The 15,424-nt window shown below is 45.0% G+C and carries 10 protein-coding genes; 6 read left to right on the forward strand and 4 right to left on the reverse strand.

The features are described from left to right. The first annotated feature begins 13 nt into the window (after nt 1-13). On the forward strand, nt 14-2,461 hold the full coding sequence (locus tag N5E84_RS05380; RefSeq protein ID WP_069212170.1) for a molybdopterin guanine dinucleotide-containing S/N-oxide reductase: 2,448 nt from the start codon (nt 14-16) through the stop codon (nt 2,459-2,461). 69 nt (nt 2,462-2,530) lie between these two features. On the opposite strand, the gene N5E84_RS05385 is transcribed toward N5E84_RS05380, so the two are convergent. Continuing rightward, nucleotides 2,531-3,991, reverse strand: coding sequence for a DEAD/DEAH box helicase (locus tag N5E84_RS05385; protein ID WP_019282135.1), 1,461 nt, complete (start codon nt 3,989-3,991; stop codon nt 2,531-2,533). Nucleotides 3,992-4,252: 261 nt separating this feature from the next. On the opposite strand from N5E84_RS05385, the gene N5E84_RS05390 reads away from it, so the two are divergent. The 3 genes from N5E84_RS05390 (at nt 4,253) to N5E84_RS05400 (ending at nt 7,149) form a co-directional block, all read left to right on the forward strand. Further along, nucleotides 4,253-5,689 carry a 6-phospho-beta-glucosidase gene (locus N5E84_RS05390; protein ID WP_069212177.1) on the forward strand — a complete coding sequence of 479 codons (1,437 nt, stop codon included), beginning with the start codon at nt 4,253-4,255 and terminating at the stop codon, nt 5,687-5,689. A 107-nt stretch (nt 5,690-5,796) separates the two neighbouring features. Beyond that, on the forward strand, nt 5,797-6,807 hold the full coding sequence (locus N5E84_RS05395; protein WP_019282136.1) for a LacI family DNA-binding transcriptional regulator: 1,011 nt from the start codon (nt 5,797-5,799) through the stop codon (nt 6,805-6,807). Between the two features lie 120 nt (nt 6,808-6,927). Further along, nucleotides 6,928-7,149: a hypothetical protein gene (locus N5E84_RS05400; protein WP_010319365.1), complete on the forward strand. Its 222-nt coding sequence runs from the start codon at nt 6,928-6,930 to the stop codon at nt 7,147-7,149. A gap of 131 nt (nt 7,150-7,280) precedes the next feature. Here the strand turns inward: N5E84_RS05400 and N5E84_RS05405 are convergent, their stop codons facing one another. Further along, complete coding sequence (locus tag N5E84_RS05405; protein WP_019282137.1) at nt 7,281-9,662, reverse strand: glycoside hydrolase family 2 protein; 2,382 nt, start codon at nt 9,660-9,662, stop codon at nt 7,281-7,283. A gap of 330 nt (nt 9,663-9,992) precedes the next feature. Between N5E84_RS05405 and N5E84_RS05410 the strand changes: the two genes are divergently transcribed. After that, nucleotides 9,993-10,331, forward strand: a complete 339-nt coding sequence (locus N5E84_RS05410; protein ID WP_026028717.1) for a YggL family protein — start codon at nt 9,993-9,995, stop codon at nt 10,329-10,331. A gap of 109 nt (nt 10,332-10,440) precedes the next feature. Here N5E84_RS05410 and N5E84_RS05415 read toward each other — a convergent pair whose 3' ends face one another. Beyond that, nucleotides 10,441-11,073 (reverse strand): hypothetical protein, encoded by a 633-nt coding sequence (locus N5E84_RS05415; protein WP_019282138.1) that lies wholly within the window; start codon nt 11,071-11,073, stop codon nt 10,441-10,443. A 253-nt stretch (nt 11,074-11,326) separates the two neighbouring features. Here N5E84_RS05415 and N5E84_RS05420 point away from each other — a divergent pair, with 253 nt between their 5' ends. Continuing rightward, nucleotides 11,327-12,529, forward strand: coding sequence for an iron-containing alcohol dehydrogenase (locus tag N5E84_RS05420; protein ID WP_013856800.1), 1,203 nt, complete (start codon nt 11,327-11,329; stop codon nt 12,527-12,529). A 68-nt stretch (nt 12,530-12,597) separates the two neighbouring features. Here N5E84_RS05420 and N5E84_RS05425 read toward each other — a convergent pair whose 3' ends face one another. Next, the gene (locus tag N5E84_RS05425; protein WP_019282139.1) at nt 12,598-15,402 is read right to left on the reverse strand and encodes an Hsp70 family protein; all 2,805 of its coding nucleotides are present in this window, start codon (nt 15,400-15,402) and stop codon (nt 12,598-12,600) included. Nucleotides 15,403-15,424 lie beyond the last annotated feature (22 nt).

Genomic DNA, 15,424 nt, shown 5'->3' on the forward strand with positions numbered 1-15,424 from the left:
TAAGGATTCAGTGATGACTACTCTCACACGTCGAAGTTTTCTAAAAAGCGCTGGTGCAACTGCAGGTGCGGTCGCTATTTTTTCGGTTAAACCCATGCCAGTTCTCGCTTCCGCACCGCGAGGAGCTGGTGTACTGACTGCTGGGCGTTGGGGCGCTATGCTGGTTGAAGTTAAGGATGGGAAAATTATTTCCTCCAAGAATGCATTGCCGCAAACCGTACCCAATAGTCTACAAACCTCAGCGCCAGATCAAGTGCATACTCAAGCTCGGGTCAAATACCCGATGGTGCGTAAAGGTTTTCTAGCCAATCCCCATATGCCAGATGGTAAACGAGGAGACGATGAGTTCGTCCGCGTTAGTTGGGAAAAAGCGCTGCAATTAATCCATCAACAGCATGCTCGTATTCGCACTGCCTATGGAGCCGAGTCAATTTTTGCGGGCTCTTACGGCTGGCGATCCAGTGGGATTTTACATAAAGCCCAAACCCTACTGCAACGCTATATGAGTATGGCGGGAGGCTATTCGGGTCATTTAGGTGATTATTCTACGGGTGCGGCACAGGTCATCATGCCTTACGTTGTAGGCTCGATAGAAGTGTATGAACAACAAACAACTTACCCTGTTGTGCTTGAAAGTAGTGATGTTGTGGTACTTTGGGGGCTCAACCCTATTAATACACTGAAAATAGCATGGAGCAGTACCGACGGCGCGGGGCTTGAGTTCTTTAATCAACTCAAACATTCTAAAAAAACCATTATCGCTATCGATCCTATGCGTTCGGAAACCATCGAATTTTTTGGTGAAAACGCTCAGTGGATTGCACCGCATCCTGGTACTGACGTTGCGATGATGTTGGGGATCGCCCACTCATTAGTTGAAAAGGGCCAACATAACCTCGAATTTTTGAATAAATACACTGCTGGTTACGACAAATTTGAAGCTTATCTGCTAGGTCATTCTGATGGTACGCCAAAGACAGCACAATGGGCTGAGGCAATTTGTGGCGTTCCTGCCAAACAACTAGAGCTATTGGCTGATATTTTTAGCCAAAATAGAACTATGATCATGGCTGGTTGGGGAATCCAACGTCAGCAATATGGTGAACAAAAACACTGGATGCTTGTCACTCTGGCTGCAATGCTAGGGCAGATCGGTTTACCCGGTGGTGGGTTTGGTTTTTCATATCACTACTCCAATGGCGGTAACCCAACGCGGACTGCGGGTGTTTTACCTGCTATATCAGCGGCTATTGATGGTGGTTCATCTGCGGGTAATGATTGGGCCGTTTCTGGAGCAGTAAATAGTTTTCCTGTGGCTCGTATTGTTGAAGCGTTGGAAAACCCATCCGGTCAATATCAACACAACGGGCATGAGAAAACATTTCCTAACATCAAAATGATCTGGTGGGCGGGCGGTGCAAACTTTACTCATCACCAAGATACCAACCGTTTGATTAAAGCGTGGCAAAAGCCGGAACTCATCGTTATCTCTGAGCCTTATTGGACTGCGGCCGCAAAACACGCTGATATTGTACTGCCCATCACGACGTCATTTGAGCGTAATGATCTCACCATGACAGGGGATTATAGCAATCAACATTTAGTGCCGATGAAACAAGCAATTGAGCCTCAATTTGAAGCGCGAAATGATTTTGATGTATTTGCTGATATGGCGGAGCTGTTAAAACCGGGCGGACGTGCAGTGTATACGGAAAATAAATCCGAAATGGAATGGTTGGCTGGTTTCTATAAAGGAGCTCAAGCTATCGGTCGCCAGAATCGGATTGCAATGCCTAACTTCAGCTATTTTTGGAAACAAAATCAGCTCATTGAGATGAAATGGAACGAAGCGAACGCGAAGTTTGTGCGTTATTCCTCTTTCAGAGAGGATCCTATCCTGAACCCTCTTGGTACACCAAGTGGCAAGATTGAGATCTTCTCCAAAACCATCGAAGGCTCCAAATATAGCGATTGCCCGCCACATCCTATGTGGATGCCGCCAACGGAGTGGGTAGGGAATGCTCAAGCCGATGAACTGCAATTGATGACATCACATGCGGCTCATCGTCTCCATAGCCAGTTAAACTATGCGGCACTACGCGAGCAATATGCGATAGCAAACCGTGAACCGATCTGGATTCATCCAGAAGATGCAAAAGTTCGAGGGATCAAAGATGGCGATCTTGTCCGTGCTTATAATCAACGTGGTCAAGTCTTAGTTGGCGCGCTGATCACGGATGGAATTAAGCAAGGTTCGGTCTGTATTCATGAAGGGGCATGGCCTGATTTTGATAAACCTCATGGTTTATGTAAAAACGGAGGATGCAACGTACTGACCGCTGACATACCTACTTCAAGGTTAGCCAATGGCTGTGCTGGTAACTCTTCAATTGTGAAAATAGAGAAATATGCAGGAGAGCCACTTCCTCTAACCGCATTCACTCCGCCCAAAGGCGCGTAAAAGCAAAAAGGCCACTAGATGAGAGTGGCCTTTACTTTTTAATCAGAGAGTCGTAGTCAGTGAGTAATATCAGCTCGCCGCGATTTTGTTTGTTCTACGAGGTCTATTTTGTCCAGCCGATCCGCTTCTCGTGGGTTGGTTTGCACTTGGTTTGTTGCTGTTTGAACGAGTGGAATTGGCCGCTTTCGGCTTTCTGTCATTAGTTTTGGTATTCGCGCTTATGCTGTGACCTTTTGCTACATCACCAGAGCGCTGTCCGTCATTATGTTCTGGTTTGTTCTTTTTCGGCTTTTTCGCTTTAATCGGTTGTAGCGAAGGAGATGCCGGTAATTTGTTCACTGGCGCAAAGCCTTCAAACTCAATTCGTTCCAGTAAATTTTGGGTAAGGCGCTCAATGGCAAACATGTCTTTTGCTTCATCGGCGCAGACCAAAGAGATCGCATTTCCTTCAGCGCCTGCGCGGCCTGTACGGCCAATTCGGTGAACATAATCTTCAGGGACGTTAGGCAATTCAAAGTTTACCACTTGTGGTAATTGGTCAATATCAATGCCGCGAGCGGCAATATCCGTTGCTACTAAAATGCGGATCTCACCACTTTTAAAATTGGCCAATGCCTTAGTACGTGCGCCTTGACTTTTGTTGCCATGAATAGCGGCGGCGCTGATGCCACTGCCTTCAAGTTGTGCGGTTAAGCGATTCGCGCCGTGTTTAGTTCGTGTAAATACCAACGCTTGTTGCCAATTATTTTCTTTGATTAGTTGAATCAATAGTGCTGGTTTTTTCGCTTTATCTACAGGATGTACCCACTGTTTGACGGTTTTGGCGGTACTATTGCGTGGCGTAACCGAAATCTCGACTGGGTTGTTAACTAACCCTTTCGCAAGTTGGCGAATTTCATCAGAGAAAGTGGCCGAAAAGAGTAGGTTTTGACGTTTTGCTGGCAGCAGTGCAAGGATCTTTTTAATGTCACGAATGAAGCCCATGTCTAACATGCGATCCGCTTCGTCTAAGGCCAAAATTTCTAATTGGTTAAATTTAATCGCATTTTGGTTGTATAAATCCAGCAGTCGACCCGGTGTCGCGACCAAAATATCTACCCCACGACGCATTTTCATCATCTGTGGGTTAACTTTCACACCGCCGAAAATAACTTCAGAGCGTAGTGGAAGGTTTTGCCCGTAAGTTGCCACGTTGTCGGCAACTTGCGCGGCTAATTCACGTGTCGGCGTCAGAATTAATGCACGCACTTGGTTGGGGCCTACTTTTGGGCCTTTAACTAATAGATCCAAAATGGGCAGGGTAAATCCTGCGGTTTTTCCGGTACCTGTCTGGGCCGCTGCCATTACATCTTTGCCTTCAAGAACGGCTGGAATAGCTTGCGCCTGAATTGGCGATGGTGTTTCGTAACCTTGAGAAGCAACGGCTTTCAGGATGGCATGGGATAAACCCAGAGAGGCAAAACTCATTAAAATGTCTCGATATGTAAATAAGGAAGTGATCCGCATCACGTTGCGGAAAGGCGCAAGCATACAGTAGTCACAGCAAAAGTGCTACGGAATGTCTCTGTTTGCCACTTGTCAGTAACAAATAGTGCGTATTTTCTTCCGAGAACATTAGAATTATTAATTTTAATGTAACCGGTTACATTTTTCCGATAATCGTTTATGATGTCACGCAAAGTAGCAAAGCGATGATGTATTTCTATACAACCTGTCCACATGGCATGAAATAGCATATTAGATCGACATAAGGGTACATTGAGTCAGCAAATGAAGACGAGGTAGATGACGATGGCAACGAATGGTTTTCCAAAAGATTTTTTATGGGGTGGGGCTGTAGCAGCACATCAAGTTGAAGGTGGATGGAACCAAGGTGGAAAAGGAGTCAGCATTGTCGATGTGCTCTCAAAAGGAGCGCATGAAGTACCTAGGGTGATGACCTCAGGTGTGGATGCAAATTATTTCTATCCTAATCATGAAGCCGTTGATTTTTATAGTCATTACAAAGGTGACATTGCACTTTTTGCTGAGATGGGTTTTAAATGTTTTAGAACCTCAATTGCTTGGACTCGTATTTTTCCACAAGGTGACGAAGTCTCGCCCAATGAAGCAGGGCTACAATTTTATGATGATCTTTTTGATGAATTGCTGAAATACGGCATTGAGCCAGTTATTACGCTTTCGCATTTTGAGATGCCATTCCACCTTGTACAACAATACGGGGGATGGGCAAATCGCAAGCTTGTGGATTTCTTCGTTAACTTTAGTCAAGTGGTGATGGAGCGTTATAAACAGAAAGTGAAATACTGGATTACCTTCAATGAGATCAATAACCAGCGAAATTGGGAATTCCCACTGTTTGGCTACTGTAACTCAGGGGTGATCTTCACTGAACATGACAACCCAGAGCAGGTGATGTACCAAGTTATGCATCACCAATTTATTGCCAGTGCTTTAGTGGTCGATCTTGGTCATAAGATCAACCCTCAATTTCAAATGGGTAGCATGATTCATATGATGCCGCTTTATCCCGCGTCGTGTCGTCCAGAAGATATGATCCGCTCTCAAGAAATGATGAGAGAGAAGTACTTGTTCAGCGATGTGCAAGTTCGTGGCTATTACCCAAGCTATATTTGGTGTGAATGGGAGCGAAAATCGATAACCGTTGATATGCTCGATGGCGATGAAGCGATACTGCGTAAGGGTTGTGCCGACTACCTTGCGATCAGCTATTACATGACGAATATTGTCTCTGATGATCGCAACGCTGAAGGCGAAACAACCAGTTTATTCAAACAAAGTCGCTTAAACCCTTATCTCACCGCGTCTGATTGGGGATGGCAAATTGACCCGGTAGGGCTTCGCTACGCGCTTTCTGAACTGTATGAACGCTACCAGAAACCGATTTTTATTGTCGAAAATGGTTTTGGGGCGATCGATGAAGTCGATGAGCAAGGCCAAGTGCAAGATGATTATCGGATTGAGTATTTACAAGCACATATACGAGAAGTGAAGAAGGCCATTGCTATAGACGGCGTTGATGTCATGGGCTACACCCCTTGGGGCTGCATCGATTGTGTGTCGTTCACCACTGGTGAATATAAAAAACGTTACGGTTTCATCTATGTAGACAAACACGATGATGGTTCTGGTTCAATGGCTCGCAGTAAAAAGAAAAGCTTTTACTGGTATCAGTCTGTGATCAAAACCAATGGCGAACAATTATAAACGTAGAATAACAATAATAATTGTTGATTGAGAACGTTCATCCAGCTTAGGAAATTAGGTAAACTCCCTCGGCTTCCAAGAGTCGGGGGTTTTTATTAGGAGTCACCATGGCGACAATCAATGACGTTTGTAAAGCTGCGGGCGTGTCTAAAGCCACCGTATCGCGCGTACTCAATCAAACTGGCCAAGTAAAAGCAAGTACGCGAGAAGCCGTTTTACAAGCCATGTCCACCTTGGGTTATCAACCTAATGTGTTGGCGCAAGCATTAGCCACAAACAGTGCAAATGCGATTGGGCTGATACTTCCTCAGTTTCAAGGGAGTTATTTTGGCAGCTTATTGCATCAAGCAGCACAAGGTGCCGAGCAAGCACGTAAGACCTTACTTGTCATGGACAGTCACGATAATGCGACAGGCGAATTAGCAGCAGTGCGCTCATTGCTCACTCAGCGTTGTGACGCCATCATGCTTTACAGCCGCCATTTGTCGAATCATGAGCTGGCATCATTGCAATCTGATGTTTCAGTGCCACTGATTGTACTCAATCGAACCTTGGAAGAAGTCGGTTTGCATAGTTTTGGTTTTGAGCAGCATCAAGCCGCTTCTTTAGCGATTAATCACTTGCTTGAACTTGACCATCGCCGCATTGCTTGCATCACTAGCCCTTTGGACAGTGATACAGGACAACAGCGATTTGCTGCTTATCAGTCAGGCTTGCAGCAGGCTGGTATTGAGCTCAATCACACGCTCGTTGTTGAAGGTGATAATTCTATGCTGGCGGGTTATGCCGCGGTTCAACGGTTATTAGAACAACAGAGTGAGTTCAGCGCTATTTTTGCCTGTAACGATGATATGGCACTAGGAGCAATGCGCGCACTTTACGAACGTGCCATTTTGGTACCCAATCAGGTCTCTGTGATGGGGATTGATGATGAGCCTGCGGCTGCGTATTCGGTGCCCAATCTCTCAACAATATCGCTTCCTATTGAGCAACTGACGAAGGATGCAGTAGCCTTGGCCCTACAATTGGCTGAAGGGAAGGGCTCGGATGATGCCAAGATACATCGCTATCTAGGTAAGCTGGTGCTTCGAGAATCAACGTGCGCACCCGCAGATTAATGACTCATTGAAATAATGAGCATTTATTTTAATTAACTGTATAAATCCACAGTTAATTGCTTGACATTATGTCACTCTTTACTAAGCTGTATGTATGTACAGTGAAGTTGGAGGTGAAATATGTTGTGGGAAACGCTAGAACGAGTTAACCGCCTTCGCCAAGAAGCGTTAGCCAACCCAGACTTTGTCCAATCCGCGCAAGACCATGAAGAGACATTGAAGCAGGTCGAGCAATACTTTGAACCAACGAAACGACGCAAGGCAGCAAAACGTGCAAAAACCCTTGCAGATATTTATCAACAGACTGAATTTGGTGAAAATCCATCTGGTGTTCAACATTAGTCAGTGTTTGACATGAGCCAATGTTGAACATGCATTAGTAAAAATGGTTTAGCTTGCAAAGAGCTGCTTGATGCGCAGCTCTTTTTCGTTTCCTTCCTTAAGGCTGAGCGTTTGTCTTTATTCGGCTCAGTTCATTCAGCCAGTTGATAAATAGTACAGTTTAAGTGAGATTTATCGTCTGATCTAAAGGCGATTGTCCGCATTTGGTTGGGGAGCAAAAAGAAGCTGGAGTCAGAAAATTGTAGTACGTTTTCATGTTCTAGGTGAACGTAAAGTGCAGGTCGGTCAGTGGTCAAACAGAGACTGCCCGCACGATATTCACACAATATGCGGGCCGATTTTAAGGGCAAGCGTTTGGGTACATCCGGCAGCCAAAAATTATCCCGCTGGCCATCTGTACTGACAAAGTAGATCGCTCCTTTTTCTGGTGTGAAATCCTTTATTGTGTGTTGCCACACGATTTGGTTACTCTCTTGGGGCAGTCGTTCATTGATTGACCAATGCTTTCGCAATTCTCCTTCCCATCCAAACCAATATATGTCACCCACAAGGTATTGCTCACCGGGCGCATCATTAATGGCTCTCAGTGATAGGTGTTTCTCATCTTCAGAAAAACAGGCCAAAAGCGGGTTATAAAACCGTTTGGCGTGATAATGTAATTGCTTCCAGCGTCCAGAATACTCAATGCTTGACCAAGACGCGACGGGCCAGTTGTCATTGAGTTGCCAATATAATATGCCACGGCAAATCGGTGAGGTTGCCCGCCACGCTTCGACAGCCGTTTTAATTGCCATGGCTTGCTGAACTTGGCTCAAATAAAGCATCTGCTGGAAGCCATTCGGGAAACGGAAATAGCGAGTAAACATTTCGGTGATGATGCTATTACCACGACCATTCTTTTGGTGATGTTCAAAATGAGGCGCACTGATATTCCAGTCGCTTCCTGGGATAATCTGCTTCACTTCACTAAATGAAGGCCAAGACTGATAACCGAATTCTGAACAAAATCGTGGGGATATTGAATGGTAAGCGTCAAAGGATTTACCTGAATGCCACACATCCCAAAAATGCATGTCACCTTTATTATCATCATGCCAAGCGTCACCAAAATCTAATTCACCATTGCAAGGTGAGCTTGCCCAAAAACGGCGACTTGGATCTTGTTCATTGACGAGGATTTCTAAAAAACGATTGAGTCGGTCGTAATTGACTAGGTATTTTTCACGGTTTTCTCGAGATTCTGGATACCAAGTTAATGAACCAATCACCTCATTATCACCACACCAAATGGCAAGGCAAGCATGGTGCTTCAAACGTTGTATTTGTTGTGTGACTTCTTGCTTTACCTCTTCTAAGAAACTCGGTGTTGAAGGGTATTGTGCGCAGGAAAACATCAGATCTTGCCAGACTAATAATCCGAGTTGGTCGCAAAGTTGATAAAAATGATCGTGTTCATAATCACCTCCTCCCCACACACGAATCATATTCATGTGAGCTTCTTGTGCGGCTCGTAACAGCTGTTGATAACGGGAAAAATTGACTTTGCTTGGCATGGCGTCCATTGGTATCCAATTCGCGCCCTTCACTGATATCGAGACCTCATTCACGATAAAGGTCATTTCACTGCCGATGGAATCTTGCTCAGTGCGCAACGTGAGACGTCTTAAGCCAACTTGGCGATTGATCTGCTGCTGTGCCATGGCAATAGACAGTGTGTATAAATAAGGGTCACCGTAACCGTTTGGCCACCAGAGATGCGGATGGTGGACATCAATATCCACACTGCTTTGGTTGCAAAAAGCCTCACTATCGATCGTAATAGTTTGATCGCCAAAAGTAAGTGTGATGGGTGTGGAGAGCGATTCGCTATGCCGTATTCTTACGTGCAGCGTAACGTGTGTTAAAGCATGCCAAACTTGTTCAATATCCACACCCAGCAGTGAATATTCTTGTACCGTTTTTAATTGCATTGGTGCAAAAATACCACAAACAGCAAGGCATATACCCCAATCCCAACCACTGTGGCATTGAGGTTTTCGCACTGTGTTCATGTGAGGAAGTTGATTATTCCCTTGCGCCCACGGAATGGGAAAGGGCAGCTCATCGGCTCTTTGCTTGGCTACCGAAGCGGCAGGTTCAAATCGCCATTCAAAATGATTTACACCAATTTGCAGATAAGGGCGAATATTAACGGTATAGGTTTGAAAAGCATTATGGCACTGTAAAACCTTCTGTCCGTTGATCCATAGATCAGCAAACGTATCGACCTTATTCAGCTCCAGTAAGTGGTTTGGGCACTGAAGGTCTGCCGCATTTAAAGTGATCGCTTTTGTTAATACCCAATGACATAAACCAGCCCACTGAACCTGAGATTCATTGGATGCATAATAGGGATGAGGGATCAAACCCGCTTGCAGTAATGCATGATACTGGTCGCCGGGCAGTGTCATCGTGATTTGGATATCGGGATACTCGGGTGAGCTCAATCGCCATTCACCGTTTAAATCAAACATAAATCCACCTCAAAAAATACGATTTATAAGGGCTAAATGAGCTGATTTAACCATGCACTATGAAATAAAAATGTGCATGGGTGGCAGGCTCAAAAGTTGTGCGAAGTTTTTAGATTAAGTTGCGAAGCAGTCAATAATTATGATTTTCTTGACTTTAATTTGACGTCACTAAGCTTGACGAGCGGCTTGTTTTAACTTGTTTTGTCTTGGCACATCTTGAAACAATTTGTTGTGAAAGTGTCCGCTTGTGGCGGTTTATATAAAGAATCATTTTGGAAATGGTGCTGAAAGGTGTATAAATGCCGCATTCAAACAGAGAGAGAAAATATGATGAAAATCGACAAGCTAGAAAATAAAAACCGCCGTATCCGTAAGAAACTGTTTTTAGGTGAATTTGCGATCCTCGGTTTTGAAGTTAGCTGTACAACGTCTATCAAAGACTTTGAACAATACGATCTCTTCGTTGATGAGTTTATTGATTACGTTGATAACATCGGTCTTTGTTTCGGTGGTGGTGGATTAGAGATCTTTGACGGCTTTGTGTGCGCAGCCGATCGCTACCGTTCAGCAACAGAAGAAGATAAAGCGTTGGTTGTAAAATGGTTAGAAAATCGTGCTGAAGTGAGCAAAGTTGTTGCTGGTGAATTAGTGGATGCCAATTACGCTTAATTGCTCTTCTATTCTACGTTATTCAGCCAGTGCTTTTCATTTGCGATGTCTGACAAAAAAGCCTGAGTGAAACCACTCAGGCTTTTTTATTACGCTAAATTTTATTACGTTAAAAATCAGCATGTTTAACAAAGTAAGGATTGTTGAATTTATTGGCGTGACCAACAATTGAAACCACTAAACGGTTCCATAGCGCTTTATCAAAAGGTTCTTTAGGAATGGCAGGATAAAGTGTTTCGACCTCTTCTCTGGCAAAGGCCATAAACTCTTTCTTTTTCCTCTTGTTATACTCTTGGGCGACATTATTGTAGTTGTGGATCCACTCTTTCTTAAAGCGAAGCAAGGCGGGCTCGGCTTTTTCTAAAGGTAGTCGAGAGAGATAAACGCGCTTATACGAGATTTTGCGATCAATCATCGTTCGCATACTGGTTTGAATGTAGGTACCGTGCTGCGTAATGGAAATATCGCTCTCATCAAACAGATTCACACACCAGCCCTTAGGCCAAAAGTCAGCCTGTTTATACTGATTATTTCTAGCGGTTAATACTTGATGAAGCACTAAATCAGAAGTGCCTTTAAAGGTTTGCTGCCATGTGGCTATGCGAATTTGCAATGAACCAGGCAAGCGATAGACATTGGTAAACTTATCTTCGTTCATGACTTCTACAGTAATTGGTTGAATAAAATACAATTTTTGAATGCCATTTGAGTGCAGGGAATGCACCTCAAAGACGAAAGCCAAACGACGTGTCGATTATTTTATGACACATAAAATTATGTGCAGAGTACTCAGCTAATGATTTCAATTATAAGTATAAAAAGTGAGCGAGGTGGATTTTACAAGGTTTGCATTAAAATGCGAGCTTAAGTTGGCGTTAAATCTAATAATGAACAGCGATTATTTGCCTTATCTTGCAAAATTTGACTTTCTAGGTAGAGATAACTCGTTGTATTGCCTAGTCTAGCTAATAGAACTTCACAACTCGAGACCAATCATGGAGATCAAGTACCAGCAGTGGCAGCATAAGCTATACATGAAAGTGCTCAAATTGGCCGCAGCGATTCTGCCCATCTCCAAGCCAACCTTGTTTATTGGTAAAGAATCGCTCAAGCAACTCTGTTATTCGGTTTCTTTGATGGGTATTGAACGCGTGCTTGTCGTAACAGACCAAGGCATTGAAAAGCTTGGTTATGTAAAAAAACTGACCTTTGAGTTTGAGCGCGTTGGTGTCAGTTGTGTGGTGTTTAACCATGTATTGCCTGATCCTACTTATGATCAAGTTGAAGCCGGCCTCCATCAGTATCGATTGGAGAAGTGCCAAGGCGTTGTCGCTATTGGTGGCGGCTCTTCAATCGATTGTGCAAAAGTGATCGCCGCTTGTGCTACTAACCGCAAGTCGATCAAACGTTTAGTGGGGTTGTTAAAAGTATGGAAAACACCTGCGCCGCTGTTTGTGATCCCAACCACGGCAGGAACGGGCTCTGAAGTGACCGTCATTGCGGTGGTTTCTGACCCTCAAACTCAGCAAAAAACACCGATTACTGACCCGAAACTTGTGCCACTTATTGCAGCGTTAGATCCGATGCTGATGATGGCCTTGCCTACTCATATTACTGCGCAAACGGGGTTGGATGCACTCACGCATGCAGTGGAAGCCTTTATATCGCGTAATGCTACGCCAGAGACTGATCGCTATGCCATCGCTGCGGTTAAACTGATCCACGATAACTTGGAAAAAGCGGCGTTCTTTGGCCAAAATTTGACGGCGAGACAAAACATGGCACTGGCCTCTTATTACGCTGGACTTGCTTTTACCAAAGCCAGTTTAGGGTATACACATGCCATCGCCCATGCTGTTGGGGCGAAATACCATTTCCCGCATGGCTTAGCGAATGCGGTTGTGTTGCCACATGTATTGGAATACTCCAAAGAGGCGGCGAAAGATAAGCTGGCTAAACTGGCTGACGTACTCAAAATAACCGATCCACATTTGACCGATTCAATGAAAGCGGACGCCTTCATTGGGTATGTGAAAGAGCTCAATCACACACTGCATATACCTACACAGTTACAGGGGCTCATGCCAGAGCATATTCCAGAATTGGCCAAACAAGCTTTTCGTGAAGCGTTTTGGAATTATCCTGCGCCAAAATACATGCAGCAAACGGATTGTGAAGCGATTTTTAGGAAATTGTAATCTACATTCAGCGTTATCTTTGACCGCTCTCGTCATCATAGCAACGAGAGTGGTCAAATTAGGTCGATTCATTTTTTAAGCAGTATCAACCCACTTGGCAGAGTATCACCGAAGACACGTTTGGATTCTGTGTCAGACAGGTCATGCACTTCATTAACTAAAGTAAACCAAGTTTCTGGAACCTTACTCTGCTTTATCTTGGCTAAAACGAGCTGACGAACATCATCGCTAATATCAAAAAGACGATCTCCTGTCTTGCGACACATCATTACCGCGGCAAAGGCAATCATCGGTTCTTTTTGCCAGTTTTGATCAAGCAACTTCGGTAACCATTGTTCCACTTGCGCTCTTGGGATGACTGAATGTTGACTACCATACAGTAGCGTCCGAGAGGCTAACCGCCCAAGGGCCCACCAGTGTGCTTGTTCACATTGAGTTTGATTAATCGCTTTGTTCAAAAACCACGTGGCAAGTAAGACTTTATCTTCCACTTCTAGATGTTCCAGCGAAGCGGCAAGCCGCACCATGGCTTCGTACCCTTTGTCGTGCGCTTCTTGAGCTGATTTTGGATTTTTGATTGCGCTAGGGTGAAGATACTTAGCGATATCCGCTAGAATCGTTTCTTGTTGCTCCTGCCTCAGTCCGCCAGCAATACGCCGCCAAAATACCCACCAATCGCTCCAGCCTTGATGATTTTGGAATTGAATACCTTGTTGATACAGATTCCACATCTGTTCCATACGCCAAGGATCAGTTGGGTCGCCAAATCCTGGTCGCAGGGCAAATCCAGCCAGACGCAACCAGTTTTTCTCGTGTTGCTCTGAGCGACGTCGACGTTTACGACCTTGAGAAAATGCATCAAAGAGCGGTCGTAGCGTGGTGAAATCCCATTCATCACGTGGCCCTAAAAGCTTATCTAAATCTTTGCCAAGCGTTTTTATGGCTTGGTTATCAGAGGCTTTTTTATTGCCACTATAAAGGTGTGTGATGAGCGAAATCGCCTCTGACAAGCGAGGATGACGTTGGATTTCACTGTCTGACTCACTGTGCTTGCGAACTTCAAACTCAAGTTGCCATCGGTTTTTTTCGTCCTCAACACTGACACATTCAATCTTGAGCGTGCCGACTTCAGTTAATTGACAAGCCAGTTGAACTTCCACTCGTTGCTTTTGGTTAGCATGCAATAGAGCAGCATCATTTCCTTTTAACGCCGTTATATAAGGAGGCAGTGGCGTAAAAAGCTCATGTTCAACAGCCAATAACAGACCATTTTGAACGCGGCGATCAGCAAACATATCATGGGTTGAGGTCAGGATGTTGAAGCGTACTGGTTCACCTAACGTCAGTGAAAATCGACGGCTGGTTAAGCGTATCTCTTGTCCTTCTTCGGTGCCTTTAGCCAAGACACACAGAGCATGTCCCGCACTGTTTTTTTCAGGCAGGTGTAAAAAATAAGAGCGTGCCGATCCACCGCCGATTTTAAGCTGTGCACCTTGGCGAGCTTTACCATACGCGACAGCACCGAGTGCGACTGCCCAATCAGGGTGAGGATTATCAAGCAGGGTGATCGGTGAACCGCGCCAATCGGTCAACAATTGAGTGATGCGCTTTGTGATAAGCTCACTATTAAATACGCCGCCATTAAGTAGTAATCCAACTGGAATGGCCGTTGCGTTTGACTCTTGCTTGAGCGCAAGGCGAGAAACGGCTTGGTGTTCAGCTAAAAATTCAGCAATGTGTTTACTCACGGCAGGGTCGGCTGCGTAGGGCAAACCGAATTCCACTACTGCACTGCGGCGTTTATTTGGACGTTCTTGTACCGAGCAAAGTGGGAAAAAGCCTTCCAGTGCAATGTCATGCACCTCTTGTTTCGTCAGGGAAATGCTTTTTGCTGCGCCTAATAGCTTTGAACCACTGCCAAGGAGCGTAATTTTTAGCTGCTCTGGGGCTTGGTTTGATAAGAATTGCTCTTTGACTTGGCGAGTTTGCTGAATTAGTTTGCTCAAACTGGTGGCGGTTAATTTTTTCGAACCGTCAAAGCGTTGCTCAGCTAGATGAGCTAATGCTAAATCAAGGTTGTCACCTCCGAGCATTAAGTGCTCGCCCACGCCAATTCGGTCAAGAGAAAGTTGGCTGTCTGCGCTGTGTTTCGCTTCAATTAAACTGAGGTCTGTCGTACCACCGCCCACATCACAAACCAAGATCAAAGGGAGTGATTGCAGTTGCTGTGAGGCACAATGGCGGTGACGTGCGTACCAGTCATAGCAAACGGCTTGTGGCTCTTCAAGTAGTACAATTGAGCTTAAGCCAGCCAGTGTTGCAGCTTCGATGGTGAGCTTACGAGCCGTTTCATCAAATGACGCCGGTACGGTGATAATGACATTTTGATCTTCAAGTCGATGACTTGGATGACGGTAATTCCATGCTTGCCGGATGTGATTGAGATAACTGGCGCTGGCAATCACAGGGGAAACTTTCGCCACATCGTGAGCGCCTGCCCACGGTAAGATGGCTTGCTTGCGATCAACCCCTTGGTGGGAGAGCCAACTTTTCGCGCTGGATACTTGTCGCCCTTCTACTTTTGCACCTAAATCTCTTGCCCATTGGCCAATAATTACTTCTTTGCTATCGCCCATAACCGGTTCAATTTGCCAAGGGAGCGATAGGGCATCAGGTGCGATCTGTCCGTCGGCAGGGTGATAACGAAATGACGGAAGGAGTGGTTTTCGAACCACTTCACCGGGGCCAATCAATTGGTCGACCTCAAAAAGATGCACGGGTGAGTCTTCTAACGATTCGGTGATTTCACAAAATGCCACCACAGTATTGGTGGTGCCTAAATCGATACCGACGAGAAAGCGAGGAGAAGACATGGAGGCTCCTGAATTTCAAAAA

Origin of the sequence: Vibrio sp. J502 (genome assembly GCF_025397955.1) — a bacterium.
In the GTDB taxonomy this organism is placed as follows: Bacteria; Pseudomonadota; Gammaproteobacteria; order Enterobacterales; family Vibrionaceae; genus Vibrio; species Vibrio anguillarum.

What these genes read in the sequence shown, in the direction of transcription:
- N5E84_RS05405 (WP_019282137.1), bottom strand. Translation starts at nt 9,662, where the DNA reads ATGTTTGATTTAAACGGTGAATGGCGATTGAGCTCACCCGAGTATCCC.
- N5E84_RS05425 (WP_019282139.1), bottom strand. Translation starts at nt 15,402, where the DNA reads ATGTCTTCTCCTCGCTTTCTCGTCGGTATCGATTTAGGCACCACCAAT.
- N5E84_RS05400 (WP_010319365.1), top strand. Translation starts at nt 6,928, where the DNA reads ATGTTGTGGGAAACGCTAGAACGAGTTAACCGCCTTCGCCAAGAAGCG.
- N5E84_RS05420 (WP_013856800.1), top strand. Translation starts at nt 11,327, where the DNA reads ATGGAGATCAAGTACCAGCAGTGGCAGCATAAGCTATACATGAAAGTG.
- N5E84_RS05395 (WP_019282136.1), top strand. Translation starts at nt 5,797, where the DNA reads ATGGCGACAATCAATGACGTTTGTAAAGCTGCGGGCGTGTCTAAAGCC.
- N5E84_RS05410 (WP_026028717.1), top strand. Translation starts at nt 9,993, where the DNA reads ATGAAAATCGACAAGCTAGAAAATAAAAACCGCCGTATCCGTAAGAAA.
- N5E84_RS05380 (WP_069212170.1), top strand. Translation starts at nt 14, where the DNA reads ATGACTACTCTCACACGTCGAAGTTTTCTAAAAAGCGCTGGTGCAACT.
- N5E84_RS05385 (WP_019282135.1), bottom strand. Translation starts at nt 3,991, where the DNA reads ATGCTTGCGCCTTTCCGCAACGTGATGCGGATCACTTCCTTATTTACA.
- N5E84_RS05390 (WP_069212177.1), top strand. Translation starts at nt 4,253, where the DNA reads ATGGCAACGAATGGTTTTCCAAAAGATTTTTTATGGGGTGGGGCTGTA.